Annotated in this window: 27 protein-coding genes; 20 read left to right on the top strand and 7 right to left on the bottom strand. The window is 70.4% G+C overall.

Features of this window, described 5'->3' with window-relative positions; all coding sequences use genetic code 11:
• Positions 1-5 precede the first annotated feature (5 nt).
• A complete protein-coding gene (locus OG844_RS36840) occupies positions 6-773 on the bottom strand; it encodes an ABC transporter permease (RefSeq protein ID WP_406389300.1) in 768 nt (255 codons plus the stop codon).
• Positions 770-1,696, bottom strand: a complete 927-nt coding sequence (locus OG844_RS36845) for an ABC transporter ATP-binding protein (protein ID WP_406389298.1) — start codon at positions 1,694-1,696, stop codon at positions 770-772. The genes OG844_RS36840 and OG844_RS36845 overlap by 4 nt, the downstream gene beginning before the upstream one ends.
• Before the next feature lie 343 nt (positions 1,697-2,039).
• On the opposite strand from OG844_RS36845, the gene OG844_RS36850 reads away from it, so the two are divergent.
• The 10 genes from OG844_RS36850 to OG844_RS36895 all read left to right on the top strand — a co-directional run bounded on the left by OG844_RS36850 (position 2,040) and on the right by OG844_RS36895 (position 12,789).
• Positions 2,040-5,570, top strand: coding sequence for a S8 family serine peptidase (locus OG844_RS36850; RefSeq protein WP_406389296.1), 3,531 nt, complete (start codon positions 2,040-2,042; stop codon positions 5,568-5,570).
• 230 nt (positions 5,571-5,800) lie between these two features.
• Complete coding sequence (locus OG844_RS36855; RefSeq protein WP_406389294.1) at positions 5,801-6,541, top strand: helix-turn-helix transcriptional regulator; 741 nt, start codon at positions 5,801-5,803, stop codon at positions 6,539-6,541.
• Positions 6,538-7,959 (top strand): Fe-S cluster assembly protein SufB, encoded by a 1,422-nt coding sequence (gene sufB / locus OG844_RS36860; RefSeq protein ID WP_329212265.1) that lies wholly within the window; start codon positions 6,538-6,540, stop codon positions 7,957-7,959. Before OG844_RS36855 ends, sufB begins: the two co-directional genes overlap by 4 nt.
• A gap of 59 nt (positions 7,960-8,018) precedes the next feature.
• On the top strand, positions 8,019-9,200 hold the full coding sequence (sufD, locus tag OG844_RS36865; protein ID WP_406389292.1) for a Fe-S cluster assembly protein SufD: 1,182 nt from the start codon (positions 8,019-8,021) through the stop codon (positions 9,198-9,200).
• Complete coding sequence (locus OG844_RS36870; protein ID WP_329212268.1) at positions 9,200-9,517, top strand: bifunctional 3-phenylpropionate/cinnamic acid dioxygenase ferredoxin subunit; 318 nt, start codon at positions 9,200-9,202, stop codon at positions 9,515-9,517. Before sufD ends, OG844_RS36870 begins: the two co-directional genes overlap by 1 nt.
• 7 nt (positions 9,518-9,524) lie before the next feature.
• Complete coding sequence (sufC, locus tag OG844_RS36875) at positions 9,525-10,289, top strand: Fe-S cluster assembly ATPase SufC (protein WP_406389290.1); 765 nt, start codon at positions 9,525-9,527, stop codon at positions 10,287-10,289.
• The gene (locus OG844_RS36880; protein ID WP_384611488.1) at positions 10,286-11,554 is read left to right on the top strand and encodes a cysteine desulfurase; all 1,269 of its coding nucleotides are present in this window, start codon (positions 10,286-10,288) and stop codon (positions 11,552-11,554) included. The genes sufC and OG844_RS36880 overlap by 4 nt, the downstream gene beginning before the upstream one ends.
• Positions 11,555-11,570: 16 nt before the next feature.
• Positions 11,571-12,026 carry a Fe-S cluster assembly sulfur transfer protein SufU gene (gene sufU / locus OG844_RS36885; protein WP_329212275.1) on the top strand — a complete coding sequence of 152 codons (456 nt, stop codon included), beginning with the start codon at positions 11,571-11,573 and terminating at the stop codon, positions 12,024-12,026.
• A complete protein-coding gene (locus OG844_RS36890) occupies positions 12,023-12,361 on the top strand; it encodes a metal-sulfur cluster assembly factor (RefSeq protein WP_014156915.1) in 339 nt (112 codons plus the stop codon). The genes sufU and OG844_RS36890 overlap by 4 nt, the downstream gene beginning before the upstream one ends.
• Before the next feature lie 62 nt (positions 12,362-12,423).
• Entirely contained in the window at positions 12,424-12,789 is a 366-nt protein-coding gene (locus OG844_RS36895) for a VOC family protein (RefSeq protein ID WP_406389287.1), read from the top strand.
• A 9-nt stretch (positions 12,790-12,798) separates the two neighbouring features.
• On the opposite strand, the gene OG844_RS36900 is transcribed toward OG844_RS36895, so the two are convergent.
• Positions 12,799-13,815, bottom strand: a complete 1,017-nt coding sequence (locus OG844_RS36900) for a hypothetical protein (RefSeq protein ID WP_406389285.1) — start codon at positions 13,813-13,815, stop codon at positions 12,799-12,801.
• A gap of 325 nt (positions 13,816-14,140) precedes the next feature.
• On the opposite strand from OG844_RS36900, the gene OG844_RS36905 reads away from it, so the two are divergent.
• The 4 genes from OG844_RS36905 to dapD all read left to right on the top strand — a co-directional run bounded on the left by OG844_RS36905 (position 14,141) and on the right by dapD (position 16,378).
• Positions 14,141-14,461: a DMT family transporter gene (locus OG844_RS36905; protein ID WP_406389283.1), complete on the top strand. Its 321-nt coding sequence runs from the start codon at positions 14,141-14,143 to the stop codon at positions 14,459-14,461.
• A complete protein-coding gene (locus tag OG844_RS36910) occupies positions 14,461-15,009 on the top strand; it encodes a TetR/AcrR family transcriptional regulator (protein WP_406389281.1) in 549 nt (182 codons plus the stop codon). The genes OG844_RS36905 and OG844_RS36910 overlap by 1 nt, the downstream gene beginning before the upstream one ends.
• Positions 14,996-15,298 (top strand): hypothetical protein, encoded by a 303-nt coding sequence (locus OG844_RS36915; RefSeq protein WP_406389280.1) that lies wholly within the window; start codon positions 14,996-14,998, stop codon positions 15,296-15,298. Before OG844_RS36910 ends, OG844_RS36915 begins: the two co-directional genes overlap by 14 nt.
• Before the next feature lie 81 nt (positions 15,299-15,379).
• Positions 15,380-16,378 (top strand): 2,3,4,5-tetrahydropyridine-2,6-dicarboxylate N-succinyltransferase, encoded by a 999-nt coding sequence (gene dapD, locus OG844_RS36920; protein WP_351174238.1) that lies wholly within the window; start codon positions 15,380-15,382, stop codon positions 16,376-16,378.
• Here dapD and dapA read toward each other — a convergent pair.
• Complete coding sequence (dapA, locus tag OG844_RS36925; RefSeq protein WP_406389278.1) at positions 16,375-17,262, bottom strand: 4-hydroxy-tetrahydrodipicolinate synthase; 888 nt, start codon at positions 17,260-17,262, stop codon at positions 16,375-16,377. The genes dapD and dapA overlap by 4 nt on opposite strands.
• Before the next feature lie 138 nt (positions 17,263-17,400).
• Here dapA and OG844_RS36930 point away from each other — a divergent pair, with 138 nt between their 5' ends.
• On the top strand, positions 17,401-18,060 hold the full coding sequence (locus OG844_RS36930; RefSeq protein WP_406396053.1) for a DUF4232 domain-containing protein: 660 nt from the start codon (positions 17,401-17,403) through the stop codon (positions 18,058-18,060).
• Between the two features lie 18 nt (positions 18,061-18,078).
• Here OG844_RS36930 and OG844_RS36935 read toward each other — a convergent pair whose 3' ends face one another.
• On the bottom strand, positions 18,079-18,522 hold the full coding sequence (locus tag OG844_RS36935; protein WP_406389277.1) for a GNAT family N-acetyltransferase: 444 nt from the start codon (positions 18,520-18,522) through the stop codon (positions 18,079-18,081).
• A gap of 122 nt (positions 18,523-18,644) precedes the next feature.
• Between OG844_RS36935 and OG844_RS36940 the strand changes: the two genes are divergently transcribed.
• The 5 genes from OG844_RS36940 (at position 18,645) to OG844_RS36960 (ending at position 24,896) form a co-directional block, all read left to right on the top strand.
• Entirely contained in the window at positions 18,645-19,352 is a 708-nt protein-coding gene (locus tag OG844_RS36940; protein ID WP_406389275.1) for an antibiotic biosynthesis monooxygenase, read from the top strand.
• Between the two features lie 186 nt (positions 19,353-19,538).
• The gene (locus OG844_RS36945; protein WP_406389273.1) at positions 19,539-21,011 is read left to right on the top strand and encodes a hypothetical protein; all 1,473 of its coding nucleotides are present in this window, start codon (positions 19,539-19,541) and stop codon (positions 21,009-21,011) included.
• A gap of 184 nt (positions 21,012-21,195) precedes the next feature.
• Positions 21,196-22,668, top strand: a complete 1,473-nt coding sequence (locus OG844_RS36950; protein WP_406389272.1) for an alkaline phosphatase PhoX — start codon at positions 21,196-21,198, stop codon at positions 22,666-22,668.
• Between the two features lie 338 nt (positions 22,669-23,006).
• Positions 23,007-24,587, top strand: a complete 1,581-nt coding sequence (locus OG844_RS36955) for a TROVE domain-containing protein (RefSeq protein WP_406389271.1) — start codon at positions 23,007-23,009, stop codon at positions 24,585-24,587.
• 78 nt (positions 24,588-24,665) lie between these two features.
• Positions 24,666-24,896: a hypothetical protein gene (locus OG844_RS36960; RefSeq protein ID WP_014156926.1), complete on the top strand. Its 231-nt coding sequence runs from the start codon at positions 24,666-24,668 to the stop codon at positions 24,894-24,896.
• Between the two features lie 116 nt (positions 24,897-25,012).
• Here OG844_RS36960 and OG844_RS36965 read toward each other — a convergent pair whose 3' ends face one another.
• Together OG844_RS36965 and OG844_RS36970 are read right to left on the bottom strand one after the other, a co-directional pair.
• A complete protein-coding gene (locus OG844_RS36965; protein WP_406389270.1) occupies positions 25,013-26,254 on the bottom strand; it encodes a TerD family protein in 1,242 nt (413 codons plus the stop codon).
• A 64-nt stretch (positions 26,255-26,318) separates the two neighbouring features.
• Complete coding sequence (locus OG844_RS36970; RefSeq protein ID WP_351174211.1) at positions 26,319-26,552, bottom strand: hypothetical protein; 234 nt, start codon at positions 26,550-26,552, stop codon at positions 26,319-26,321.
• Positions 26,553-26,584: the final 32 nt, after the last annotated feature.

The following is a 26,584-nucleotide window of genomic DNA, read 5'->3' on the forward strand; positions in this document are numbered from 1 at the left end:
CAAGCTCACTCCCAGCGGAAGAACTTCGCCGCCGCGCCCAGCCCGAGCACCGCCCACACGGCAAGGATCCCCAGGTCGCCCCAGGGCATCGGGGCGCCGTGCTGGAGGACGTCCCTGAGGCCGTCCGAGAGCGCCGAGATCGGCAGCAGCCCGAGGACCGACTGCGCCGCGTCGGGGAACCTGTCCAGCGGCACGATGACCCCGCCGCCGACCAGCAGGAGCAGGAAGACCAGGTTGGCCGCCGCGAGGGTCGCCTCGGCCTTCAGCGTCCCCGCCATCAGCAGTCCGAGGCCGGAGAAGGCCACGGTGCCCAGCACCAGGAGCAGCAGGACGGCGAACGGATTGCCCTCGGGCGACCAGCCCAGCGCGAAGGCGATCACCGTGAGCAGGACGATCTGCAGCACCTCGGTGACCAGCACCGCGAGGGTCTTCGCCGCCATCAGGCCCCAGCGCGGCAGCGGTGAGGCGCCGAGTCGCTTGAGTACCCCGTAGCGCCGCTCGAACCCCGTCGCGATGGCCTGGCCGGTGAAGGCCGTGGACATCACCGCGAGCGCGAGAATGCCGGGCGCCAGGAAGTCGACCGGCTCGCCCGCTCCCGTGTCCACGATGTCGACCGCGCTGAACAGCACCAGCAGCAGCGTCGGAATGACCACCGTCAGCAGCAGCTGCTCGCCGTTGCGCAGCAGCATCCGCGTCTCCAGCGCGGCCTGGGCGGCGATCATGCGCGGCAGCGGGGCGGCGCCGGGGCGGGGGGAGTACGTACCGGCGCTCATGCGCGCAGCTCCTTGCCGGTCAGTTCGAGGAAGACGTCCTCGAGGGTGTGCCGCTCCACCGCGATGCCGTCCGGCATCACGCCGTGCTGGGCGCACCAGGAGGTCACGGTGGCCAGCAGCTCCGGGTCGATCCTCCCGGTGATGCGGTACGCGCCCGTGGTGAGCTCGGCCGCCTCGGTGCCGTCGGGCAGAGCCTTCAGGAGCGAGGCGAGATCCAGCCCGGGCCGGCCGGTGAAGCGCAGGGTGTTCTCGGCGCCGCCGCGGCACAGCTGCTCCGGGCTGCCCTGGGCGATGACCCGGCCCGCGTCGATGACGGCGATGTCATCGGCGAGTTCCTCGGCCTCGTCCATGAAGTGGGTGGTGAGGACGACCGACACGCCGTCGGTGCGCAGCTCCCGGACCAGATCCCAGGTGGAGCGGCGGGCCTGCGGGTCGAGGCCCGCGGTCGGTTCGTCCAGGAAGACCAGCTCGGGCCGGCCGACGACGGCCATCGCCAGGGCGAGGCGCTGCTGCTGGCCACCGGAGAGCCGGCGATAGGTGGTGCGGCCGCAGCTGCCGAGCCCGAGACGTTCGATGAGCATGCCGACGTCCAGCGGGTGGGCGTGCAGCTTCGCCATGTGCCTGAGCATCTCGTCGGCGCGCGCACCGGAGTAGACGCCGCCGGACTGCAGCATCACGCCGATACGGGGACGGAGATCGGCCGCGTCGGCGACCGGGTCGAGGCCGAGGACCCGCACGGTCCCGTCGTCCGGCCTGCGGTAGCCCTCGCAGGTCTCGACGGTGGTGGTCTTGCCGGCGCCGTTGGGGCCGAGGACCGCGGTCACCGCGCCCGCCCGGACCTCCAGGTCGAGGCCGTCCACGGCGGTCTTGGTGCCGTAGCGCTTCACCAGGGCCTTGACCTGTACGACGGGCTCGCTGCTCATGGCGGGTAAGTCTAGGCAGTGACCGAAGGACCCCGGGGCCTGGGTCCCGTGGAGCGCGAATCGGCCAATGTGGGGCCGGGCCGGGGCCGGGAGTCCCCTCCGGGAGCCGGGCGTACTTCCCTGGGCGATACCTCGGTACACCTCAAAGCTCGGCCAATGACGCCCCAGGCGCCCCGCTGCCCCCTTCCGTGTCCTGCGTCACGTCCCCCATGCTCCTTCCTGAGCTCATGCGGTTGCTGCGCCCCCCACACGTACACGGGCAGCGGCAGTTGTGAGTGGCACCCGCGCCTGTTCCTTCATCCCCTACGGCGGGCGATCCCCGCCTGTTCCTGAAGGAGAGCTCGTGACCAGACGTTCCACGCGTCTCAGACGGCGGTCCGCCGCCGCACTCCTCACCGCGGCAGCGACCGCGATACCGCTCCTGATCAGCGCATCCCCGGCCCAGGCCAGGGAGGCCGAGCCGGCGCCGCAGTCCGCGTACCAGGCCAAGTCCGAGGGCAAACTGCTCAAGCAGTTCGCCGTGCAGGACGAGGTGACCTTCTGGGTCGGCCTGAAGGCGGAAGCGGATGTCACGTCCGCTCACAAGGCGAAGGGCAAGACGGCCAAGGCCCGCGCCGTTCTCGAAACGAAGACCGCGTTCGCCAAGAAGTCCCAGGCCGGGGTCATCGGACTGGCCAAGGACGCCGGAGCGCGGTACACGTCGTTCTGGATCGCCAACACCGTGCAGATCACCGGCGACAAGGCACTAGCCGAGAAGATCGCGGCCCGTTCCGACGTGGCCAGCATCGAGGCCGACGACCCGGTCACGCTTCCCGACCCGCTGCCCGGCACCGGCGAGCCCGAGGTCGACGCCGTCGAGTGGAACATCGACCGGATCAACGCGCCCAAGGTGTGGAGCAGCTTCGGCGTCAAGGGCGAGGGCGTCGTCGTCGCCAACATCGACTCCGGCGTCCAGTTCGACCACCCGGCGCTCCAGGCCGCCTATCGCGGCACCAAGGCCGACGGCACGTACAGCCACGACTACAACTGGTTCGACCCGGCCTCCGTCTGCGCCACGGCCGCACCGTGCGACAACAACGGCCACGGCACGCACACCATGGGCACCATGGTGGGCGCCGACGGCATCGGCGTCGCGCCCGGCGCCAAGTGGATCGCCGCGAAGGGCTGCGCGACCAGCTCCTGCGCCCGGGACACCCTGCTCGCCTCCGGTCAGTGGGTCGTCGCCCCCACCGACTCCGCCGGCGCCAACCCGCGCCCGGAGCTGGCACCCGACGTGGTGAACAACTCCTGGGGCGCCAACGTCTACGACGCCTGGTACCGGGACACCGTCCGGTCCTGGAGGGACGCCGGCATCTTCCCGGCCTTCTCCAACGGCAACAACGGCCCCAGCTGCACCACCTCGGGCAGCCCCGGCTCGTACACCAACTCCTACTCCTCGGGCGCGTTCGACATCAACAACGCCATCGCCTCCTTCTCCGCCCGCGGGACCGGCGAGAACGCCGAGATCAAGCCCGACCTCGCGGCGCCGGGAGTCAACGTCCGCTCCTCCTGGGCGGGCGGCGGCTACAACACGATCTCCGGTACGTCGATGGCCTCGCCGCACACCGCGGCGACCGTCGCCCTGATGTGGGCGGCCTCGCCCGCCATCGCCGGTGACGTCGCGGCCACGGAGGCGCTGCTCGACTCCACCGCCATCGACACCGCCGCCGACCAGTGCGGCGGCACGCCCGCCCGCAACAACGTCTTCGGCGAGGGCCGGCTCGACGCCTTCGAGGCGGTCGACGCCACCCCGCGCGGAGCGCTCGGAGCAGTCAGCGGCAGCGTCACCTCCGGCGGCGCGGCCGTCGCCGACGCCGTCGTCACCTTCGCGGGGCCGATGCGCGCGACCGCGACGACCGCGGCGGACGGCGCCTACGCCCTGCCCAAGCTGATGGTCGGCGACTACGAGGTCTCCGTCACCAAGTTCGGGTACCTCCCGGCGAAGGGTGCGGTGACCGTCGTCGAGAACGGTGCGGCGGTCAAGGACTTCCCGCTGGCCCAGGCTCCCGAGGCCACCCTGTCGGGCAAGGTCACCAGCTCCGCGGGCGCCGAGGCGGGCGCCGTCGTCGCCGCCCAGGGAACCCCGGTCACCACGACGGCCGGGGCCGACGGCTCGTACAGCCTCACGCTCCCGCAGGGCTCGTACACCCTGGCGGTCACCCCGGCGGGCGCCTGTGCCACCGCGACCTCGCTCACGGTCGACATCGCCGCCGACCTCACCCAGGACATCGTCCTGGACGACCGGACCGATACCTTCGGCTACTCCTGCAGCACCGAGAGCGCCGCCGACTTCCCGGCCGGCACCGAGAAGCTGACCTACACCTCCACCACCTCGGGCGCGGCCTCCTTCAGCCTGCCGTTCACCTTCGCGCTGTACGGCAAGGGCTACACGACGGCGACCGCGACTCTGGAGGGTGTGCTGGCGTTCGGCACCTCGTCCACCAGCAGCACCAACGCCACGCTGCCCAGCACCGGGACCCCCAACGGGGCGCTCTACCCGCTGTGGGACAACATGACGGTCGACGCTTCGGGAGGCGTGTACTGGGCGGTCACCGGCACCGCGCCGCACCGCAGGGCCGTCGTCGAGTGGCGGGACGCCCTGGTCGTGACCGGCGGCACGCGCGCCACGTTCTCCGCCGTGATCGGCGAGGACGGCTCGATCTCGTACCACTACAAGAGCGTGCCGGGCAACGGCGCCACCGCGACGGTGGGCCTGGAGAACGCCACGGGCACGGACGCGCTCCTCTACTCCTTCAACGCCCCGGTCATCACGGACGGCACCACCCTGTCCTTCGGTGCCAAGGCCCGCGGCGTCGTGGCCGGCAAGGTGGTCGACGCCAACGACGACGAGCCACTGGCCGGTGCCACGGTCACCGTCGCCGGGGAGAGCGTGACCACGGCGGGCAACGGTACGTACGCGCTTCAGCCGGCCGCGGGGGAGTACACCGTGGAGGTGTCCGCCGACCGCTACGCGACCGCCTCCGCACCGGTCGACGCGAAGGCGGGCGACGTCGCGTACACCACGACGGCGCTCGGCACCCCGCTGGTGCGGTCCGCGCAGGACGCCGTGAAACTGGTCGTTCCGGCAGGGCAGTCCCGTACCCGGACGCTGGACCTGGCGAACGCCGGAACGGAGTCGGCCTACGCCGTGACCGAGAAGCAGGACGCGGGCTGGCTCGGGCTGTCCTCCGCCGAGGGCACACTGGCCCGGGGAGCGGAGGCATCCGTTCCGCTCGCCTTCGACACGAGCGGCGCCACGCCCGGCACCGTTCTCACCGCGACCCTGGTGCTCACCAGCGGCAGCGGCCGTGCGCCGGTGGTCGAGATCCCGGTGAGCGTCGTCGTTCCGGCGTACCAGACGGCGCTGGACACCGGCGCCAGGAACTCGGCCGTCGATGCGCTGGGTGACACCTGGGCGGTCGACCCGGCCTACACCGCGGGCGCCTTCGGGTACCTCGGGAGCACCTCGCGTGTCACCACGTCGAGGACCGTCTCGGGGACCGTCGACCCGGCGCGCTACGCGACGGCGCGGCAGGGCATGTACGAGTACCGCTTCGACGGGCTGCCCTCGGGCACGTACCGGATCGAGCTCGGCTTCGCCGAGCTCGCCTCCAACGATCCGACCGACCGGGTCTTCGACGTGATGGCGGAGGGGGCGCAGGTCGTGCCCAACCTGGACCTGGCGCTGGAGGCCGGGCGGTACACCGCGCACGACCGTGCGTTCACCGTCACGGTCACCGACGGCCAGCTGAACCTCCGGTTCGTGGCCAATGAGGGCAGGACGCTGGTCAACTCGATCAGAGTGACCGAGCGGTCCGACCTCGCGGCGGGCTGACCGGCCCGCAGTCACTCGACCGGCCCCCGGCGGATCTCCTTCCGCCGGGGGCCGGTCCCGCGTCTTCGCAGGCCCGGCCGCTGCCCGTGGTCTGGACCTCCCACCTGCGAAGCCTTGCCGGAGATCATCATTTCCGCAGGTCAACTTAGGTTCGCCTAAGTGATGAAGCGCACCGCGCCCGATCCGGGGGCGGGTTGTCAGGCCCGGATGAATTACGCAACAATGGCGTTGTGAAATACGTTGGCGAGGCTCCTCAGGAGGAACTCGCGACCGGTGAGCGCTCGACGCGCAACCGTGTCGCGCGCTCCATCCTGGATCACGGCCCGTCCACCGCCGCCGATCTGGCCAAGCGCGTCGGCCTGACCCAGGCCGCCGTACGCCGCCATCTCGACGCCCTCGTCTCCGACGACGTCGTCGAGGCCCGCGAACAGCGGGTGTACGGAGCGCGCACCCGTGGCCGCCCGGCCAAGGTGTTCGCGCTGACCGACTGCGGCCGGGACGCCTTCGACCAGTCCTACGACGAGCTCGCCGCCGACGCCCTGCGCTGGATCGCCGAAACGGGCGGGGACGAGGCGCTCGTCGCCTTCGCCCGCGCGCGGATGGCCGCCCAGTGGGAGACGTACCGCGCCGCGGTCGACGCCGTGGCCCCCGAGGCACGGACCGAGGCGCTGGCCAAGGCCTTGTCGGCCGACGGGTACGCTGCTACGGCGCGCAGCGCGCCGGGCCCCCAGCAGGGCGAGCAGCTGTGCCAGCACCACTGCCCGGTGGCGCACGTCGCCGAGCAGTTCCCGCAGCTGTGCGAGGCGGAGACGGAATTCTTCTCCAGCCTGCTCGGGACGCACGTACAGCGTCTGGCCACCCTCGCCCACGGCGACGGGGTGTGCACGACGTTCGTTCCGCGCAGCAGCCCCGCAGCACCACAGACCACCCCATCAGCATCTGCAAGTACGGCCGGGAGGAACCCCGCATGACGCTCCCTACGGAGACTGCCCACCCTGAGCTCGATGGCCTGGGCACGTACGAATTCGGCTGGGCCGACTCCGACGCGGCAGGCGCGGCGGCGAAGCGCGGCCTGTCCGAAGCTGTCGTCCGCGACATCTCGGAGAAGAAGAACGAGCCGGAGTGGATGCTGAAGCTCCGTCTCAAGGGCCTGAAGCTGTTCGGCAAGAAGCCCATGCCGAACTGGGGCTCGGACCTGTCGGGCATCGACTTCGACAACATCAAGTACTTCGTGCGGTCCACGGAGAAGCAGGCGGAGTCCTGGGAGGACCTGCCCGAGGACATCAAGAACACGTACGACAAGCTCGGCATCCCCGAGGCGGAGAAGCAGCGCCTGGTCGCCGGTGTCGCCGCGCAGTACGAGTCCGAGGTGGTCTACCACCAGATCAACGAGGAGCTCGAGGCGCAGGGTGTCATCTTCATGGACACCGACACCGCGCTGAAGGAGCACCCGGAGCTCTTCCAGGAGTACTTCGGCACCGTCATCCCCGTCGGTGACAACAAGTTCGCCTCGCTGAACTCGGCCGTGTGGTCCGGCGGCTCCTTCATCTACGTGCCGAAGGGCGTGCACGTCGAGATCCCGCTCCAGGCCTACTTCCGTATCAACACGGAGAACATGGGCCAGTTCGAGCGGACGCTGATCATCGTCGACGAGGACGCCTACGTCCACTACGTCGAGGGCTGCACGGCGCCGATCTACTCCTCGGACTCGCTGCACTCCGCGGTCGTCGAGATCATCGTGAAGAAGGGCGGCCGCTGCCGCTACACGACCATCCAGAACTGGTCGAACAACGTCTACAACCTCGTCACCAAGCGCGCCGTGGCGTACGAGGGCGCGACCATGGAGTGGGTCGACGGCAACATCGGCTCCAAGGTCACCATGAAGTACCCGGCCATCTACCTGATGGGCGAGCACGCCAAGGGCGAGACCCTGTCCATCGCCTTCGCGGGCGAGGGCCAGCACCAGGACGCCGGCGCCAAGATGGTGCACATGGCCCCGAACACCTCCTCCAACATCGTCTCCAAGTCGGTGGCACGAGGCGGCGGCCGCACCTCCTACCGCGGTCTGATCGAGATCGGTGAGGGCGCCCCCGGCGCCAAGTCGAACGTGCTGTGCGACGCACTGCTCGTCGACACCATCTCGCGCTCCGACACCTACCCGTACGTCGACGTCCGCGAGGACGACGTGTCGATGGGTCACGAGGCGACCGTCTCGAAGGTTTCCGAGGACCAGCTCTTCTACCTGATGAGCCGCGGCATGACCGAGTTCGAGGCCATGGCGATGATCGTGCGCGGATTCGTCGAGCCGATCGCCAAGGAGCTGCCCATGGAGTATGCCCTGGAGCTCAACCGGCTGATCGAGCTGCAGATGGAGGGCTCGGTCGGCTAGCAGGCCCGCCGACCGGAACCCCCTGACATTTGACTGAGAAAGCGAGCACTACGACAGCCATGGCTGAGGCTCAGAACATTCCGGCGGGCTCCACCACCGCCGGGTCCATCGCGGTGGCGGCCGAGTCCACCGTCGCCACGCGCATGAGCGCCCCCCCTTCCTTCGACGTCGCGGACTTCCCGGTCCCGCACGGCCGCGAGGAGGAGTGGCGGTTCACGCCGCTGGAGCGGCTGCGCGGACTGCACGACGGCACCGCCGTCGCCACCGGCGACGGGGTCAAGGTCGTGATCGAGGCGCCCTCCGGCGTCACGGTCGAGACCGTCGGCCGCGACGACGCGCGGCTCGGCAGGGCCGGCACGCCCGTGGACCGGGTCGCCGCCCAGGCGTACTCGTCCTTCCAGCAGGCCTCGGTCGTCACGGTCGCCAAGGAGGCCGTGCTCACCGAGCCGGTCCGGATCGCCGTGCACGGCCAGGGCGGTGTGGCCTACGGCCACCAGGTCATCGAGCTGGGTGCCTTCGCCGAGGCAGTCGTCGTCATCGACCACACCGGCGACGCGGTGCTCGCCGCGAACGTCGACTACGTCCTGGGTGACGGAGCGAAGCTCACCGTCGTCTCCGTCCAGGACTGGGACGAGAACGCCGTCCACGTCGGTCAGCACAACGCGCTGATCGGCCGGGACGCCTCGTTCAAGTCCATCGTCGTCACCTTCGGCGGCGACGTCGTCCGCATCCACCCCCGGGTCGCCTACGCGTCCACCGGTGGCGAGGCGGAGCTCTTCGGTCTGTACTTCACCGACAAGGGCCAGCACCAGGAGCACCGCCTCCTGGTCGACCACAACGCCCCGCACTGCAAGTCCAACGTGGCCTACAAGGGCGCGCTCCAGGGCGACGGCGCGCACGCCGTGTGGATCGGTGACGTCCTCATCCAGGCCGCCGCCGAGGGCACCGACACGTACGAGATGAACCGCAACCTGGTTCTCACCGACGGCGCCCGCGTCGACTCCGTACCGAACCTCGAGATCGAGACCGGCGAGATCGTCGGCGCCGGACACGCCTCGGCGACCGGCCGCTTCGACGACGAGCAGCTGTTCTACCTGCAGTCCCGGGGTATCCCGGCCGAGGAGGCCCGCCGGCTCGTCGTGCGCGGCTTCTTCGCCGAGCTCGTCCAGCAGATCGGTCTGCCCGACGTCGAAGCCCGTCTCCTCGACAAGATCGAGACCGAGCTGAAGGCGTCGGTCTGATGGCCTTCGTCAAAGCCTGTGCGCTGAGCGAGCTGGAGGACGACACCCCGAAGCGGGTGGAGCTCGACGGCACGCCGGTGTCCGTCGTCCGCACCGAGGGCGAGGTGTTCGCGATCAACGACATCTGCTCGCACGCGAACGTCTCGCTGTCGGAGGGCGAGGTCGAGGACTGCTCGATCGAGTGCTGGCTGCACGGATCGAGTTTCGACCTCCGCACCGGCAAGCCGTCCGGTCTTCCCGCGACGCGCCCCGTCCCCGTATACCCCGTAAAGATCCAAGGGGACGATGTGCTCGTCTCCGTCACCCAGGAGTCCTGAGTCACCCATGGCAACGCTTGAAATCCGCGACCTGCACGTCTCCGTCGAGGCCGACAACGCCACGAAGGAGATCCTCAAGGGCGTCGACCTGATCGTGAAGCAGGGCGAGACCCACGCCATCATGGGCCCCAACGGGTCCGGCAAGTCGACCCTCGCCTACTCGCTCGCGGGTCACCCCAAGTACACGATCACGAGCGGCACGGTGACCCTGGACGGCGAGGACGTCCTGGAGATGTCCGTGGACGAGCGCGCCCGCGCGGGCCTGTTCCTCGCCATGCAGTACCCGGTCGAGATCCCCGGTGTCTCGGTCTCCAACTTCCTGCGCACCTCCGCCACCGCCGTCCGCGGCGAGGCGCCCAAGCTGCGTACGTGGGTGAAGGAGGTCAAGGAGACGATGGCCGGGCTCCAGATGGACCCCGCCTTCGCCGAGCGCAACGTCAACGAGGGCTTCTCCGGCGGTGAGAAGAAGCGCCACGAGATCCTCCAGCTGGAGCTCCTCAAGCCGAAGATCGCGATCCTCGACGAGACCGACTCCGGCCTGGACGTCGACGCGCTGAAGACCGTCTCCGAGGGCGTCAACCGGGTCCGCGAGACCGGCGAGGTCGGCACCCTGCTGATCACGCACTACACACGCATCCTCAAGTACATCAAGCCCGACTACGTGCATGTCTTCGCCAACGGCCGGATCGCCGCCTCCGGTGGCGCCGAGCTCGCTGACACGCTGGAGAACGAGGGCTACGAGGCCTACACGAAGGGTGGCGCTTCCGCGTGACTGACGCCCGACAGGGGCTCTCCGGCCTCCTCGACACCGAGGCGATCCGCAAGGACTTCCCGATCCTGGACCGCACGGTCCACGACGGCAAGAAGATCGTTTACCTGGACAGTGCGGCGACCTCGCAGAAGCCGCGCCAGGTCCTCGACGCGCTCAACGAGTACTACGAGCGGCACAACGCCAACGTCCACCGCGGTGTCTACACGATCGCGGAGGAGGCCACCGCGCTGTACGAAGGCGCTCGCGACAAGGTCGCGGCCTTCATCAACGCACCCAGCCGCAACGAGGTGATCTTCACCAAGAACGCCTCGGAGTCGCTGAACCTCGTCGCCAACATGCTCGGCTGGGCGGACGAGCCCTACAGGGTCGACAGCGACACGGAGATCGTCACCACGGAGATGGAGCACCACTCCAACATCGTGCCGTGGCAGCTGCTCTCGCAGCGCACGGGCGCGAAGCTGAAGTGGTTCGGCATCACGGACGACGGCCGGCTGGACCTGTCCAACATCGACGAGATCATCACGGAGAAGACGAAGATCGTCTCCTTCACGCTGGTCTCCAACATCATGGGCACGATCAACCCGGTCGAGAAGATCATCCGTCGCGCGCAGCAGGTCGGCGCGCTGGTCTGCATCGACGCCTCGCAGGCCGCCCCGCACATGGTGCTCGACGTGCAGGCGCTGCAGGCCGACTTCGTGGCCTTCACCGGCCACAAGATGGTCGGCCCGACCGGCATCGGCGTGCTCTGGGGGCGGCAGGAGCTCCTGGAGGACCTGCCGCCGTTCCTCGGTGGCGGCGAGATGATCGAGACCGTGTCGATGCACTCGTCCACGTACGCTCCGGCGCCGCACAAGTTCGAGGCCGGTACGCCCCCGATCGCGCAGGCCGTCGGCCTCGGCGCGGCCGTGGACTACCTCTCGGCCATCGGCATGGAGAACATCCACCGCCATGAGCAGGCGATCACGGAGTACGCGGTGAAGCGGCTCCTGGAGGTCCCCGACCTCAGGATCATCGGTCCTGCGACGGCCGAGGACCGCGGCGCGACGATCTCCTTCACGCTCGGCGACATCCACCCGCACGACGTGGGCCAGGTACTCGACGAGCTGGGCATCGCGGTCCGGGTCGGACACCACTGCGCACGGCCGGTGTGCCTGCGGTACGGAATTCCTGCGACGACGCGAGCGTCGTTCTATCTGTACTCCACGCCCGCCGAGGTCGATGCCCTGGTGGACGGCCTGGAGCACGTGCGGAACTTTTTCGGTTAATGGCGAGGGTTGACTGGTGAAGCTTGACTCCATGTACCAGGAAGTGATCCTGGACCACTACAAGCACCCCCACGGGCGTGGCCTGCGGGAGGGCGACGCCGAGGTGCATCACGTCAACCCGACGTGCGGCGACGAGATCACGCTCCGTGTGAAGTACGACGGCGAGACCATCACCGACGTCAGTTACGAGGGCCAGGGCTGCTCCATCAGCCAGGCCAGCGCTTCCGTGCTCAACGAACTGCTGGTCGGCAAGCAGCTCGGCGAGGCGCAGAAGATCCAGGAGACCTTCCTGGAACTGATGCAGTCCAAGGGCCAGCTGGAGCCGGACGACGCGATGGAGGAGGTGCTGGAGGACGCGGTCGCGTTCGCCGGTGTCTCCAAGTACCCGGCCCGGGTCAAGTGCGCGCTGCTGAGCTGGATGGCGTGGAAGGACGCGACGGCGCAGGCGCTGTCCGAAGGGAAGACGGCATGAGCGAGAACGAGACTCTTACGACCAAGCCGGCCTCCGAGGAGGAGGTCCGCGAGGCGCTGTACGACGTGGTCGACCCCGAGCTGGGCATCGATGTCGTCAACCTCGGCCTGATCTACGGCATCCACATCGACGACGCCAACATCGCCACCCTCGACATGACCCTGACGTCCGCGGCGTGCCCGCTGACCGATGTCATCGAGGACCAGGCGAAGTCCGCGACGGACGGCATCGTCAACGAGCTGCGGATCAACTGGGTCTGGATGCCGCCGTGGGGCCCGGACAAGATCACCGACGACGGCCGCGAGCAGCTTCGCGCACTGGGCTTCAACGTCTGAGTCCAGTCGTCGCCCCGTTTCGGTACGACGAACGGCCATGCCCGCCAGGCAGACTGGCGGGCATGGCCGTTCGCTTCTACCACCTCGCCGTCGACGCCCACGATCTGCCGTCGCTGGCACGCTTCTGGTGCCGTGTCATGGACTGGCAGGTGCTGTTCGAGGACGAGGGCGAGATCGTCATCGGTGCCGACGAGTTCGCGATGCCGGGCATGTGCTTCCTCCCCGTACCAGAGGCGAAGACGGTCAAGAACCGGCTGCACATCGATCTGGCGCCCGACGACCAGGCCGCCGAGGTCGAGCGGATCATCGCGCTCGGTGCCCGGCGGCTGGACGTGGGGCAGGGCGAGGACGTGACCTGGGTGGTGCTGGCCGACCCCGAGGGCAACGAGTTCTGCGTACTGCGCCCGAAGAACTCCCTCGTGGACTGAGTCCGTCCGCTACCGCGGGGGACCGTAGGGGGCCTCGCCCTGCTGCCCTCCGTACGGGGCCCGGCCGGGTTGGCCTCCGTACGGGGCCCCGCCCTGCTGCGGTACGCCGGCCGCCTCGGCCAGTACCGGGCCCAGGTCCTCCGTCCGTATCCGCCGGTCCACGTACAGCAGACCGGTCACCAGCTGCGGGAACGTCGTCGAGATGATCTGGCTGAGCATCTGTCCCAGCATCATCGCGACGAAGTAGCCGCTCATCGCGACCACGATCGCCGTGGGGCTCGGGTCGTCGTCCAGCGAGGACGTGCTGATGATGCCGGGGAACATGCCGAGGATCGAGAACGGCATCTGGATGAAGTAGCCGGCCGTCGCGGCCATGACGTAGACGAGCAGCGTGATGCCGAAGATCCGCCACCAGTCGCCGCGTACCAGCTGGGCGGAGCGGCGCAGGGCGGCCACCGGGCGCTGGCCCTCGAAGACCACGATCGCCGGTGCCAGGCAGAACTTGACCCAGAGCCAGGCGGCCAGCGGCCCGGTCGCCAGGGCGCCGAGGATGCCGACCGTCATGGCCGTGGCCGCGCCGGAGTCGCTTTCCAGGGTGACCGCAGCGATGATCACCCCGACGAAGGCCGTCATGATCAGCGCCACAGGCACGACCACGATCAGCGCCGTGAGGAGCAGCGTGCCGATCACCGGGGTGAGATGGGACCAGGCCCGGCGCCACACGGTGGAGAAGTCGGCGGGCCTGCCCAGCACCGCCTCCTGAAGCACCGTGGGGACCGCCGCGTACATCAGGCCCGAGACGATCATCATCGTGACGATCCCGAGTACCGCGAGGGCGCCCACCGCGGTCACGAGCGAGACGACGTCCGACGAGACCGCCTCCTCCTCGTAGTCGAGCGAGACCACCCGTTCCAGCGGATCGGCGACCGCGGAGTAGGCGACGGCCACCGCCGCCGCCATCAGCAGTGCCGCGCCGCCGTACAGGGCGATGCCCAGGCCGAACAGCTGCTTCCAGTACTTGCCCATCGTCGAGAACGCACCGTTGAGTACATCCCCGAGCCTGAGAGGCGCGAGGGGTATCACCCCTGGCTTCGACGGCGGACCCCAGCCGCCCCATCCCGGCGGCCCCGGAGGCCCCCCGTACGGAAATCCGCCGTACGGTGCGCCCCCGTGCGCGCCGCCGCCCCACCCTGCGTCCTGCGCCACTGCTACTCCGTTGTGTTGTTGTCGTGCATTCATCATCCGGTACGACCGGTCGGGACACCGTAGCGTCCCGTGACGACAGTGCGTCCGGGGAGGACACCCCAGCTGTTGTGTACGGTCGTACACAACGATGTGTACACTCGTACGCATGGGATACGGACTGCTGGCCGTCGCGATCGCGGCCGAGGTGGCCGGGACGACGGCCATGAAGTACAGCGAAGGATTCACCCGGTTGTGGCCCTCGCTCATCACGGTCGTGGGCTACGTGCTGGCGTTCGTGCTGCTCGCCCAGACCCTCAAGACGCTCTCCGTCGGCACCGCCTATGCCATCTGGGCGGGTGCGGGCACGGCGGCCGTCGCCGCCATCGGGATCCTGTGGATGGGCGAGTCCGCGGGGGCCGCCAAGCTGGCCGGCATCGCGCTCGTCATCGCGGGGGTCGTGGTGCTCAACCTCGGCGGTGCCCACTGATGGTGCGCCGTTACGACCCCGAGCGGCGCGACCGCATCATCGACGCGGCGATCCGTGTCGTCGCGGACCGGGGTATCGCGGGCCTCAGCCACCGCTCCGTGGCCGCCGAGGCCGACGTGCCGCTCGGCTCGACGACCTACCACTTCGCCTCGCTCGACGAACTGCTGATCGCGGCGCTGCGCCGGTGCAACGACGACTTCGCCCGCGTCGCGAGGGAGAGTGCGTACCTCGCGGACCCGGACGCCGATCTCGCCGACGAGCTGACACGGTTGCTGACGGAGTGCTTCGAGGGCGGCCGCGGCCCGCTGGAGCTGGAGTACGAGCTGTATCTGGCCGCCCTGCGAAGGCCTGCCCTGCGGCCCGTCGCCGCGGAGTGGACCGACGGCGTGAGCCGCCTGCTGGCCGACCGCACCGACCCGGCCACCGCGCGGGCCGTGGTCGCCCTGCTGGACGGGATCAGCCTGCAGGTGCTCCTTACCGGGAGCGACTTCGATCCGGAGTACGCCCGGGAGATGCTGGCCAGGATCGTGGACGGTGCCGCGCGCTGATCACCGCCGCCGGACGGCCGCCGACCAGGCACCCGCCCACGCGCAGGGCCGCTTCCAGAGCCTGTACGGGGGTGCGTCCATCAGCGGCCAGGTCCTGGCGCCGCGTCGCGGTGGCGCGCTCTGCGTGGCCTCGCCCGCCCTGCTCCGGCCGGTCTGCGCAGCCGTGGCGTGCGGTGCGGGGGTGGCCGTGCTGGCGGCACGGCGGGCGGCCCCCGCAAGCCGCGCCTCCACGACGCCGCGCACCTGTCCGCCCACCGGCCTGCCGGGGGCGGCGACCCCGTCGGCCTAGCGTGCGCCGGGACCGGACGGGCGGCCTCCCCGTCCTGAGACCGGTTCGCCCGCGCACCGCCCGGGCGGTTAGGTTCTGTTCATGACCGACACGACTTCCCAGGGCTCCGCCCGCACCACCGGCGCCGTCGCCGCCGGCCTCGCCACCATCGCCGGTGACGGCACCGTCCTCGACACCTGGTTCCCCGCCCCCGAGCTCGTCGCCGACCCCGGGCCGGCAGGCACGCAGCGCCTCGGCGCAGACGAGGCGGTGAACCGGCTCGGCGAGGGCGCGGCCAGGGCCATCGGTGTGGACGCCCGTCGGGGGGTGGAGGTCGTCGCCGTCGCCACGGTCATCTCCTCGCTCGACGACAAGCCGCTCGACGCGCACGACACCTACCTGCGGCTGCACCTGCTCTCGCACCGCCTCGTCCAGCCCCACGGGCAGAACCTCGACGGCATCTTCGGCTTCCTCGCCAACGTCGCCTGGACCTCGCTCGGCCCCGTGGCCGTCGACGACCTGGAGAAGGTGCGGCTCAACGCCCGCGCGGAGGGCCTGCACCTCCAGGTCACCTCGGTGGACAAGTTCCCCCGGATGACGGACTACGTCGCGCCCAAGGGTGTACGGATCGCCGACGCCGACCGGGTCCGCCTCGGGGCGCACCTGGCCGCCGGCACGACCGTGATGCACGAGGGCTTCGTCAACTTCAACGCGGGCACGCTCGGCACCTCCATGGTCGAGGGCCGCATCTCCGCGGGCGTCGTCGTCGGTGACGGCTCCGACATCGGCGGCGGCGCGTCCACCATGGGCACCCTGTCGGGCGGCGGCAAGGAGCGCATCGTCATCGGACAGCGCTGCCTCATCGGCGCCGAGGCCGGCATCGGGATCGCGCTCGGCGACGAGTGCGTCGTGGAGGCCGGGCTGTACGTCACGGCCGGCACGCGGGTCACGCTGCCGGACGGGCAGGTCGTCAAGGCCCGGGAGCTCTCCGGTGCTTCGAACATCCTCTTCCGCCGCAACTCGGTCTCCGGCGCCGTCGAGGCCCGTCCGAACAACGCGGTCTGGGGCGGCCTCAACGACGTACTGCACAGCCACAACTAACCGGTAACGGCGAGAAGTTCCTCGTACACCCTGCGCAGCCCGTCGGTCGCCTCGCGGCCGGCGGGCTGCAGCGGTTCCCGGACCGGGCCCGCGTCGAGCAGTGCCTTCGCCGTGACCGTGCCGGGCAGACCGGAGGCCATCATGGCCTCGATCAGGCCGATGGTGAGCGCGTTCAGGCGGGCCGCCTCCGCGGTGTCACCGGCGTCGAAGGCGTCCAGGACGGCCCGCATCCGGCGCGGCACCACGTTCGCCACCGTACTGACGTAGCCGGCGCCGCCGACCGCGTACAGCGGAAGGTTCATCTCCTCGCAGCCCGAGTAGTAGGCCAGCCGGGTGCGTGCCATCACCTTCGTCGCCCCGAGCAGGTCGTACGCGCAGTCCTTGACCGCCACGATGCGCGGGTGCTCCGCCAGCCGCAGCAGGGTCCGCGGTTCGATCCTCGTTCCCGTGCGGCCCGGGATGTCGTACAGCATCAGGGGAATGCCCGTGGCCTCCGCGACCCGGAGGAAGTGCGCTTCCACGGCGGCCTGCGGGGGGCGGCTGTAGTACGGGGTGACCACCAGCAGCCCGTCCGCGCCGGCTGCCTCCGCCTCCTGGGCCAGCCGGACGGTGTGCCGGGTGTCGGAACTCCCGACCCCCGCGAGGAGCGGGACGCTGTCGCCGACCGCCTCGCGGACCGCCCGCAGCAGGGCGGTCTTCTCCTCGTCGGTGGTGGTCGGGGACTCGCCCGTGGTGCCGCTCAGTACGAGTCCGTCGCAGCCTTCCCCGATCAGGCGCAGAGCGTGTTCGCGGGCGGTGGCCAGGTCCAGGTCACCGGCGGCCGCGAACGGAGTGATCATGGCGCAGAGGGCGCGGCCGAAGGGCCTGGCCGGGGTTTCTGTCATGCCGGAAGTGTCCGGGCGGCTGTCCGTACAGGTCCACTTAGTTCTGCTTGGAGTGATGGTGAAGAGATGCTGAACTCACCGTCTGGCATGATCGAACAGACAGGCGGCAGACCGTTCCAGGGGTGGGGGTACACGGGTATGCGGGTACGGAAAACGATGTCGGCGGTAGTGATCATGGCCGGTGCGCTGGCGCTTTCCGGCTGTTCCGGCTTCCTCGTCCCCGCGGGCGAGGGGGAGCCCGGCCCGACGTCGAGCGCGGCGGGCACCGGAAGCGCGCAGGCCGGCGCGGGCGGGGTGCGCGCCGAGCCGTTTCCCACGCCCTCCGTCACGGCGGACGTACCCGCCCAGGGTGCTCCGAGCCCTGCCGAGTCGACGGCGGACTGCCCCGCCTCCGGGGTCCGGGTCGACGTGGGCCCCGTGCAGACCGCGATGTTCCACCGGGCCGTCCCCCTCACGCTCGTGAACTGCGGTACGAAGCCCTACCGCGTGAACGGCTATCCGTCCGTCCGGGCGCTGGGTGAGGACGGCGAGCGGATTCCCGTCCCCGTGAACGCGGGCGGCTCGATGTTCGGCAACGACCAGGGAGCGAAGGGCGTCACCCTGAAGCCGGGCGGAACCGTCAGGTCGATCCTGGCCTGGGTCTCCACCAAGGAGGGCGGCGACCTCATCGAGGGGTACGCCCTGGAGATCGCTCCCGCCCCCGACACGGGAGCCCGGGTCTTCCCGCTGGAGGGCCACGACCTGCGCCTGATGGACGAGCTGAACACGACGGCGTGGCGCACCGAACTGCCGGAATGAGCCGGGGGACGGCCGGAGTCAGAGAGGGAGCTTGAAGCCCTCGTGGCTGCGGGCGAAGCCCAGTGACTCGTAGAACCTGTGGGCGTCCGTCCGCTGTCTGTTGCTCGTCAGCTGCACGAGCGCGCAGCCCCGCAGCCGGGCTCGCTCCACGGCCTGCCGCATGAGGTCACGCCCCAGACCGCCGCCCCGCAGGTCGGCCCTGATCCGCACCGCCTCGACCAGCGCACGCTCGGCTCCGTGCTTCCCGAGACCGGGGATGTACGTCATCTGCAGGCACCCCAGGACGCCGTTGCCGTCTGCCAGGACCAGCATCTCGTTCCTGGGATCGCTGTCGATGGCCGCGAAGGCCGTCTCGTAGGCCGCGTCGACGACGACCGACGCCGGGTCCACCACCCGGTCCTCGTCCGCGAGGAGTGCGAGAACGGCAGGGAGATCGTGGCGCGTCGCCGGTCGGAGGTTCACAGGTGCGCAGTCTGGCACGAGCACCCGGCCGAGGGCCCGCCGCCCTTGACCTCGAGCGCGCTTGACGTACGAGGGTGAACCGGCGGCGCACCGAAGGAGTGCGCGCGGAGAGGAGCACCGTCATGCCGTCCACGCAGTTCAACTCCCGCCCTGAGATCCGGCGTTCCGACTCGGGCCTCGTCAACGTCAGCACCTGGGACGTCGGTTCCCCCGAGCGGCAGCGGCAGACGGTCGAAGCCGTGCGCTCGGCATGGGCCGGCCGTGACTGGCCGCACCCGGGCCTGCTCTCGTACACCGTGCACACCGGGGAGGACGGCAGGACGCTGCTCCACTACTCGCAGTGGACCGGTGAGGAGGCCTACCAGGACTTCGTGCGCGGCGGCCGTGACGCGCGCAACGCAGAGATCGACGCGGCCGTCCCCGGTATCGAACGGCTCGGGCCGCGCACGTTCGAGCTGTACCGCTCGGGGGTCACGGAGGGCGACACCCGAGAGCCGGGCTGCGTGGTGATCGTCGACGTCGAGTTCGACGGACCGGACCCGGCCCGCCAACGGGCCTGGGTGGACGCGGTGTTCGAGGCACTGGGCACCGATCCGGCCCCGGCACCCGGCGGCATCGCGGCGTACTTCCACCTCGGTACGGGGGGCGACCGCGTGCTCAACTACGCCGAGTGGGAGACGGCGCAGGCCCACGTGGACGCGCTCGCCTCGGCCGGTGAGGGCGTCGGGTCCCCGACACCGCAGTGGCAGCGGGTCCGGAACTACCCGGGTACGAGCGGCGGCGGTGTGCACCGCTACACCCCGGTGCTCAGCCTCGGAGCGGGCCTGTAGCAGAACCGGGCGGCTCGGGACGAAATGCGTCTACGCTGGGGCTGCGGCGCCAGGCCCGTACGCAAGGGCCCGCGCCGTGCGCAACGGGATCCGCCCGTACGCACGGGGGCCCGGCGCAACGGGTCCGGGCCCGCGCAACGGCTCCGCCCCGCACCTGTCCCGAGCACGCCCGAGGAGAACCCCCAGATGTCCGCAGAGCGCCCCTCCCTGCCGCCGGTGCGGCTGCACACCGAGGCCGAGCTGGCACGGGACGCGCTGGCCGCTCCGCTGCTCGCCCGCGCCGTCCGGCTCGCCCGCTGGGCCGGACCCGCGACCCGGGTCGGCGCCGGTGGCGAGCTCGTCGAAGCGCAGCTGCCCGCGGCGGCCGAGCACCTCGGTCTGACCGACGACGAGGACGGGGCCGCGTCCGCCAGCGAGGCGTGGCGCCTCGCTGTCGACGCCGGGCTCGTGGACGTCGAGGACCCGCAGGACGAGGACGGCGAGCCGGACGACGGAGCGGAGGGCACCGTCACCGCCGGAGAGAACCTGGCGCTGCTGACCGCCGGATCCCCGCAGGACGTCCTCGCGATCTGGCTCGACGGTCTGGAGGCCGTGCACGCGGACGCCACCGCGCCGGCGTTCGACGACTTCGCCGATCTCATCCGTGAGGACGGCAGCGTCGACTTCGAGGCCCTGGACTGGGACCCGGACGTCGAGGCCGAATTCCTCGACGGGGTGCTCGGCAACCTGTACCTGCTCAGCCTCTCCGACGGTGGACCGGGCGAGCGCCCCGTGCCGTTGCCCGCCCTCGCCGCTTCGATGGTCGTGCCCGACGACATGGGCGAGCCCACCGACGACGTCCTTGAACAGGTGTCGGAGGTGATGATGCGGCTGGACGACCAGTTCCGGCTGCTCGAGCCCATCGGGATCGTCGAATACCGGCCGGTGGACGAGGCGTTGCTGGCAGAGGAGGGCGAGGAGGCGGAGCCGCCCGCCGACGACGAGGACGTCACCCGGTACGGGCTGGTGAAACTGACGCCGCTCGGCTTCTACGGCATCCGGGAGCGGATGCTGGAGGCCGGAGTGGACGCACCCGCGGTCGGTGACCTCGCGGACAAGGGTGCCGACGCGCTCCTCGACGGCATCGCGTACTACCCCGAGGGCGCCTTCCTGGCCGAGGTCGGGCTGTGGCTCGGCCGGCACGGAGCGGACGGAGCGGTGGCCGCCGCGGCCGAGCTGCTGGTCGCGGCGCGCGGCGCGGACCAGGGCGGCCCGCTGCGCAGGCTCCACTGCCAGCAGGCCCTCGCCCTGGTGGGCCCGGAGGCCGAACCCGCGGTGCGCGCGGTGCTCGGCGACCCGGAGCTCGGCGGGCTGGCCCGGGTCTGGCTCGCCGAACGGGGCGCGGCCGACGTGCCCGCCCCGCCGGAGTCGATGATCTTCTGGCTCGCCGTCGACACGATCGCCGCGCAACTGGACGCCGACGGCGACATGGACGAGCTCCAGGAACTGGTAGAGGGGCTCTCCGGTCAGCACAGCGGCTTCTTCGACGAGGCGTGGCGGGTGGAACACCCGGCGACGGCCGATGTGCTCGAGGCGATCGGACGGCTGCACCGCGACAGGAGGACAGCGAAGGCCGCACGCAAGGCCGCCTTCAAGGCGCGGTCGCGCGGCAGGAGCTGAGCGGGAGCCTTTTCGGCCAGCGGAGAGCGGCCGGGATACGGCCGGATGCCGGGTTCGTCCTTAAACGCCGTACGGGCTTGGCGTCAGGGCCCGCTCGAAGTCGTGCGGCGTTCAACTGGTGTTGGTGCGAGGGCGGGAGTGTGATCGCGCCAACCACCCGGCCACGTCGCACCAGGAGTCCGTGATGTCGTTCACTCGCAGGGAATTCACCAGACAGTCCGCCCTCACCGGTGCCGGTATCGCTCTCACCGGCACCGTCGGCGCGCTGGCCACCGCACCGGGTGCCCTGGCCGCCGAGGACGCACGGCACGGACACGGGAACGACCACGACGACCACGACCACGGGCACGGACACAGCAAGGAGCTGGGCTACGGCCCACTGCTCCCCGACCCGAAGGGCATCCTCGCGCTGCCCGCCGGATTCTCGTACCGCATCGTCACGCACAGCGGTGTCACCAAGCTGGAGACCGGCGAGTCCACCCCCTCCAACCACGACGGCACCGCTGCCTTCGAGGGCCCGCGCGGTGTCACCCTCCTCGTCAACAACCATGAGCTGAGCGGTACCAGGGCCGGCTGGGAGCACCCCGTCCCGCTCATCGAGGGCTACGTCTACGACCCGGTCGCGGCCGGTGGCTGCACCGTCGTGGAGACCCGCCGCGACGGACGCACCGCCGAGTGGGTCGGCATCGCCGGCACGTCGACCAACTGCGCGGGCGGCAGCACCTCCTGGGGCACCTGGCTCACCTGTGAGGAGACCGAGGACAAGGCCGGCAAGAACGGTCTGCTCAAGGACCACGGCTACGTCTTCGAGGTCGACCCCTACGACAGGCGCGCCAACCGCGACCCGCGCCCGATCAAGGCGTTCGGCCGGTACGCCCACGAGGCCGTCGTCATCGACCCCAAGCGGGGCCACGCCTATCTGACGGAGGACGCGTCGGGCCCCAACGGCCTGCTCTACCGCTGGGTCCCGCCGCACGGCTTCGAGCACGGCCGCGGCAAGCTGCGTACCCTCGCCGACGACGCGGGTGTCCTGCAGGCCACCAAGTGCTTCGACAAGAACGGCGCGTTCGTCGACGACCTGGCCCGGGCCACGAAGATCGGCACGGTCTACGGCGTGGACTGGGTCGACGTACCCGACCGTGACGCGAGGACCGTCCCCGTGCGCAAGCAGTTCGACGCCACCCAGGTCACCCGCGCCCGCAAGCTCGAGGGCATGTGGTGGGGAGACGGCGGTGCCTACCTCGTCTCCTCGTTCGCCCGGAGCGAGAGCCCCGCCCAGCACGACGGCCAGGTCTGGTTCTACGACCCCAAGCGCCGCACGCTCACCCTGAAGGTGCTCCTCGGCGTCAACCCCGACCCGTCCAAGGACGGCGCCCTCGACGGCCCGGACAACATCACCGTGTCCCCGTACGGCGGTCTGGTCATCTCCGAGGACGGCGAAGGCATCCAGCACCTCTTCGGTGCCACGGACAGCGGTCGTACGTACGCGATCGCACGCAACGACCTGAACGCGGGCACCGAGGACGACCCCTCGTACAGCGAATTCACCGGTGTCACCTTCTCGCCGGACGGCAGGACACTGTTCGCCAATATCCAGTCGCCCGGAATCATGCTCGCCATCACGGGCCCGTGGAAGCGCCAGCCGAACCGGCACTGACATCCGCCCGGTGCGCGGCACGCGAGGGAAATTCCCTCGCGTGCCGCGCAGTTGTTCTCCTAGAGTCAGGGCCATGCACCTCCCGGTGCGAAGGCAGCGGCTACTTCCTTTCCAGAAATCACGCCGCAGCCGTCCTGACCTCGGGAGGCACAAGCGTCGGGGTGCCCGGTGCGCAGGCAACGGATACTTCCCGGATCCGAAGGTTGCGGGTTCGAATCCCGTCCGGCCACGGCCGGTAGCTCAATCGGACAGAGCATCAGACATGAGCCCGTCGCCGACTCCTGATCTCGGGCACCCCATTCGCTGTGCCTTCTCCCACGAATTCGGGGGGAATTCACATGGCACGCTTCAATACCCGTCTCAGCAGGCCCCGCGTCACCTCGCCCGTGAAGTCCACCGGGCGCACCGCGCGCAACCACCAGGGCGCCGTCGGACATGTCCGGGACAGCCGCTCCGAGCTCTTCCTCCTCGCGGTCGCGAACTTCGTGTCGCAGCAGACCTTCCACGAGGGAGGCGACGAGCGCGACAGCCGGTTCGCGGCGCTGGTGCGGGAGCTCGCCGTCGAGGACCCGCAGTGGACCGCGGGGCTGCTGCACTGGCTGCGCCGCGAGGGCGGGATGCGTACGGCGTCGATCGTCGGCGCCGCCGAGTACGTGAAGGCCCGGCTCGACGCGGGCACCGTGGACGGCCCGTCCAACCGGCAGGTCGTGGACTCGGTGCTGCTGCGTGCGGACGAGCCCGGTGAGCTGCTCGGCTACTGGACCTCCCAGTACGGCCGTGCCGTGCCCAAGCCCGTCAAGCGCGGCATCGCCGACGCCGTACGCCGGCTCTACAACGGCAAGGCGCTGCTGAAGTACGACACCGCGTCCAAGGGGTACCGCTTCGGCGACATCCTCAACCTGGTGCACGCCGCGCCCGACCCGGCCAAGGCCTGGCAGGGCGAGCTGTTCCGGTACGCGCTGGACCGCAGGCACCACCCCGAGGACGCCGTGCCGCCCGTCTCGAACCGGACCCTGACCGCCCACCGGGCGCTGATGGACCTGCCGGTCGCCGAGCGTCGCGCCGTCGTCACAGGACCCGGTGGAGCGGACCGGCTGGCCGCCGCAGGCATGACCTGGGAGGCACTCGCGGGCTGGCTGCAGGGTCCGATGGACGCCGCGGTCTGGGAAGCGGTCATTCCCTCCATGGGGGCGATGGCGCTCGTACGCAACCTCCGCAACTTCGACGAGGCCGGGGTCTCCGACGCGGTCGCGGCCGAGGTGGCAGCGAGGATCTCCGACCCGGTGGCGGTCAAGGCCTCCCGGCAGTTCCCCTTCCGCTACCTCGCGGCCTACCAGCACGCGCCCTCGCTGCGCTGGGCCTACCCGCTGGAGCAGGCGCTCGGGCACTCGCTGGCGAACATTCCGGCACTGCCCGGCCGCACCCTGATCCTCGTCGACCGTTCCGGTTCCATGTGGGCGCGGCTCTCGGACCGCTCGCAGCTGAACCGGGCCGACGCCGCGGCCGTCTTCGGTGCGGCGCTCGCGCTGCGGGCCGCAGATGCCGACCTGGTGGAGTTCGGCACGAGCAGCGCGCCGGTGCGCCACCGCAGCGGCGAGTCGGTCCTGAAGATCCTGGAGCGCTTCCACAGCCTGGGCGGAACCAACACCGTGGAGGCCGTGCGCAGGCACTACAGGAAGCACGACAGGGTGCTGATCGTCACCGATGAGCAGGCCTCGTTCACGTACTACGGGGACGTCGCCGAGGGGATCCCGCCGACCGTTCCGGTCTACACCTGGAACCTCGCCGGGTACCGGATCGGGCACGGCCCTTCGGGGAGCGATAACCGCCACACCTTCGGGGGTCTTTCCGACGCGGCATTCCGCATGGTGCCCCTGCTGGAAGCGGGCAGGAGCGCCGACTGGCCCTGGAACGGCTGATTACGAATCCGGCACTACTGCGGCCCCGGGAGTGGTCGGGCATGGCGTCGGGCGCTCCCAAGGCGCATACTCAACGTAATGAAACAGTCAGCCGGATCCCGGCGTCACCTGCCTTCCAGTCCCTTCAACCGCCCGGCCCAGGCGGCCCCACCGGTCGAATGCTTCGATGTGGGCGACAGGGTGTCGCATGACCAGTTCGGACTCGGCCGAGTCCTTGCTGTCGAGGGCGACAACGACGCAGTGCTCATCGACTTCTCGGGGCGACAGGGGAGGATCCTGAGCCCGTACTCCAAGCTGACCAAGCTCTGAGAAGGAGGACGAGCACCTACAGCGTCCGACCGGATACTCTCCGGATCCGGGGCACCTGAGGAGAAATCCGTCGGGTGCCCCGGAAGCCGTTCCAGGGGTACGCGGGCGGCTGCGGCCTACAGCGCCTTCGCGGCGGGCTTCACCATGCCGCGAACGGTCCGCGACTTCACGAACTCGCCCATGCCGGTCATCTCCCACTCGCCGGTGAACTGCTTGATCAGCTTGGCCATCATCACGCCGGTCTGCGGCTCCGCACCCGTCAGGTCGAAGCGGACCAGCTCCTCGCCGGTCGCCGCGTCGATCAGCCGGCAGTAGGCCTTGGCGACCTCGGTGAACTTCTGGCCCGTGAACGAGTTGACCGTGAAGACCAGACCGGTCGCGTCGGCGGGGATCCGCCCGAGGTCCACGACGATCACCTCGTCGTCACCCGCGCCCTCACCCGTGAGGTTGTCGCCGGAGTGCTGGATCGCGCCGTTGAGGATGGAGAGCTTGCCGAAGTAGCAGCTCTCCAGGTGGTTGCGGTTGGGGCCGAAAGCGATCACCGAGGCGTCGAGGTCGATGTCCTTGCCACGGAACGCGGGCTCCCAGCCGAGGCCCATCTTGACCTGGGACAGCAGCGGCTTGCCGCCCTTGACCAGGGATACTGTCTGGTTCTTCTGGAGGCTGATCCGGCCCTTGTCGAGGTTGATCTTGCCGGAGGCGGCGGGAGCCGGTGCGGCGGCCGGCGGGGCCGGCGGGGCGGGCGGAGCGATCCGCGGGTCCACGGGGGTGTGCACCGGGGGAGCGGGCGGAGCAGGCTGAACGTTCCGCGGTTGCGCCGGTGAGGGGGGCGCGACCGGTGCGGCGGGCGCTGCCGGCTCCTCCACCGACACGCCGAAGTCCGTGGCGATGCCGGCCAGGCCGTTCGTGTAGCCCTGGCCGACGGCGCGTGCCTTCCAGGCGCCGTTGCGCAGATAGATCTCGATGACCACCAGCGCCGTCTCCGCGCCCAGCTGGGGCGGGGTGAAGGTGGCGAGCGCGCTGCCGTCGTCCGCGTTGCGCACCGTCGCGGTCGGCTCGACCCCCTGGAAGGTCTGGCCCGCGGCGTCGGGGCTCGCGGTGACGACGATCTTCTCGATGCCCGGCGGGACCGCGGAGGTGTCCACGACGATCGCGTCGGGCGCGGAGCCGCCGCCCGAGCGGTACGTCACGCCGGGGCCGGAGGGCTGGTTGTAGAAGATGAAGTCGTCGTCGGAGCGGACCTTGCCGTCGGCGGTGAGCAGCAGGCCCGAGACGTCGAGCCGCACCGGGGCGGCGACGTCCACCGCCACGCGGACGGCGGAGAGAGGGATGTTCGAGCCGGGGGTCATTGCGGTCATGCTCGGGCTAACGAATGACCCCGCTTTGCCGTTCCCTTACCTTCGGGTACGTGCTCCGTACGGCTCAGCGCCCGCCCACGGGCCGGTTCCGGGGGTGGTTGCGCGCCATGCGTTCGTTGCCGTGCTTGTACGCGCCCGTCCAGCGCGCCATGACCAGCTGGGCGTCGCCGGACGTCACCTCGGCGAGGAACTTCTCCGCACGGCCGCCACGCAGGGTCCCCGCAGGGCGGCCGTGATGGGTGATCGTGACGCTCGCGTCGGCATGCTGCTCGTACAGGAATCCGGAAGGTTTCGGCATGCGCCCCATGCTGCCCGCGCCCCGGGTGCGCC

This window comes from Streptomyces sp. NBC_00887, from assembly GCF_045207585.1.

Bases quoted from the DNA above. Each gene is read 5' to 3' on its own strand.
- OG844_RS36840 (WP_406389300.1), bottom strand. From the start codon at position 773: ATGAGCGCCGGTACGTACTCCCCCCGCCCCGGCGCCGCCCCGCTGCCG.
- OG844_RS36845 (WP_406389298.1), bottom strand. From the start codon at position 1,696: ATGAGCAGCGAGCCCGTCGTACAGGTCAAGGCCCTGGTGAAGCGCTAC.
- sufB (WP_329212265.1), top strand. From the start codon at position 6,538: ATGACGCTCCCTACGGAGACTGCCCACCCTGAGCTCGATGGCCTGGGC.
- sufD (WP_406389292.1), top strand. From the start codon at position 8,019: ATGGCTGAGGCTCAGAACATTCCGGCGGGCTCCACCACCGCCGGGTCC.
- OG844_RS36870 (WP_329212268.1), top strand. From the start codon at position 9,200: ATGGCCTTCGTCAAAGCCTGTGCGCTGAGCGAGCTGGAGGACGACACC.
- sufC (WP_406389290.1), top strand. From the start codon at position 9,525: ATGGCAACGCTTGAAATCCGCGACCTGCACGTCTCCGTCGAGGCCGAC.
- OG844_RS36890 (WP_014156915.1), top strand. From the start codon at position 12,023: ATGAGCGAGAACGAGACTCTTACGACCAAGCCGGCCTCCGAGGAGGAG.
- OG844_RS36895 (WP_406389287.1), top strand. From the start codon at position 12,424: ATGGCCGTTCGCTTCTACCACCTCGCCGTCGACGCCCACGATCTGCCG.
- OG844_RS36900 (WP_406389285.1), bottom strand. From the start codon at position 13,815: ATGGGCAAGTACTGGAAGCAGCTGTTCGGCCTGGGCATCGCCCTGTAC.
- OG844_RS36905 (WP_406389283.1), top strand. From the start codon at position 14,141: ATGGGATACGGACTGCTGGCCGTCGCGATCGCGGCCGAGGTGGCCGGG.
- OG844_RS36910 (WP_406389281.1), top strand. From the start codon at position 14,461: ATGGTGCGCCGTTACGACCCCGAGCGGCGCGACCGCATCATCGACGCG.
- dapD (WP_351174238.1), top strand. From the start codon at position 15,380: ATGACCGACACGACTTCCCAGGGCTCCGCCCGCACCACCGGCGCCGTC.
- dapA (WP_406389278.1), bottom strand. From the start codon at position 17,262: ATGACAGAAACCCCGGCCAGGCCCTTCGGCCGCGCCCTCTGCGCCATG.
- OG844_RS36930 (WP_406396053.1), top strand. From the start codon at position 17,401: ATGCGGGTACGGAAAACGATGTCGGCGGTAGTGATCATGGCCGGTGCG.
- OG844_RS36940 (WP_406389275.1), top strand. From the start codon at position 18,645: ATGCCGTCCACGCAGTTCAACTCCCGCCCTGAGATCCGGCGTTCCGAC.
- OG844_RS36945 (WP_406389273.1), top strand. From the start codon at position 19,539: ATGTCCGCAGAGCGCCCCTCCCTGCCGCCGGTGCGGCTGCACACCGAG.
- OG844_RS36950 (WP_406389272.1), top strand. From the start codon at position 21,196: ATGTCGTTCACTCGCAGGGAATTCACCAGACAGTCCGCCCTCACCGGT.
- OG844_RS36955 (WP_406389271.1), top strand. From the start codon at position 23,007: ATGGCACGCTTCAATACCCGTCTCAGCAGGCCCCGCGTCACCTCGCCC.
- OG844_RS36960 (WP_014156926.1), top strand. From the start codon at position 24,666: ATGAAACAGTCAGCCGGATCCCGGCGTCACCTGCCTTCCAGTCCCTTC.
- OG844_RS36965 (WP_406389270.1), bottom strand. From the start codon at position 26,254: ATGACCGCAATGACCCCCGGCTCGAACATCCCTCTCTCCGCCGTCCGC.
- OG844_RS36970 (WP_351174211.1), bottom strand. From the start codon at position 26,552: ATGCCGAAACCTTCCGGATTCCTGTACGAGCAGCATGCCGACGCGAGC.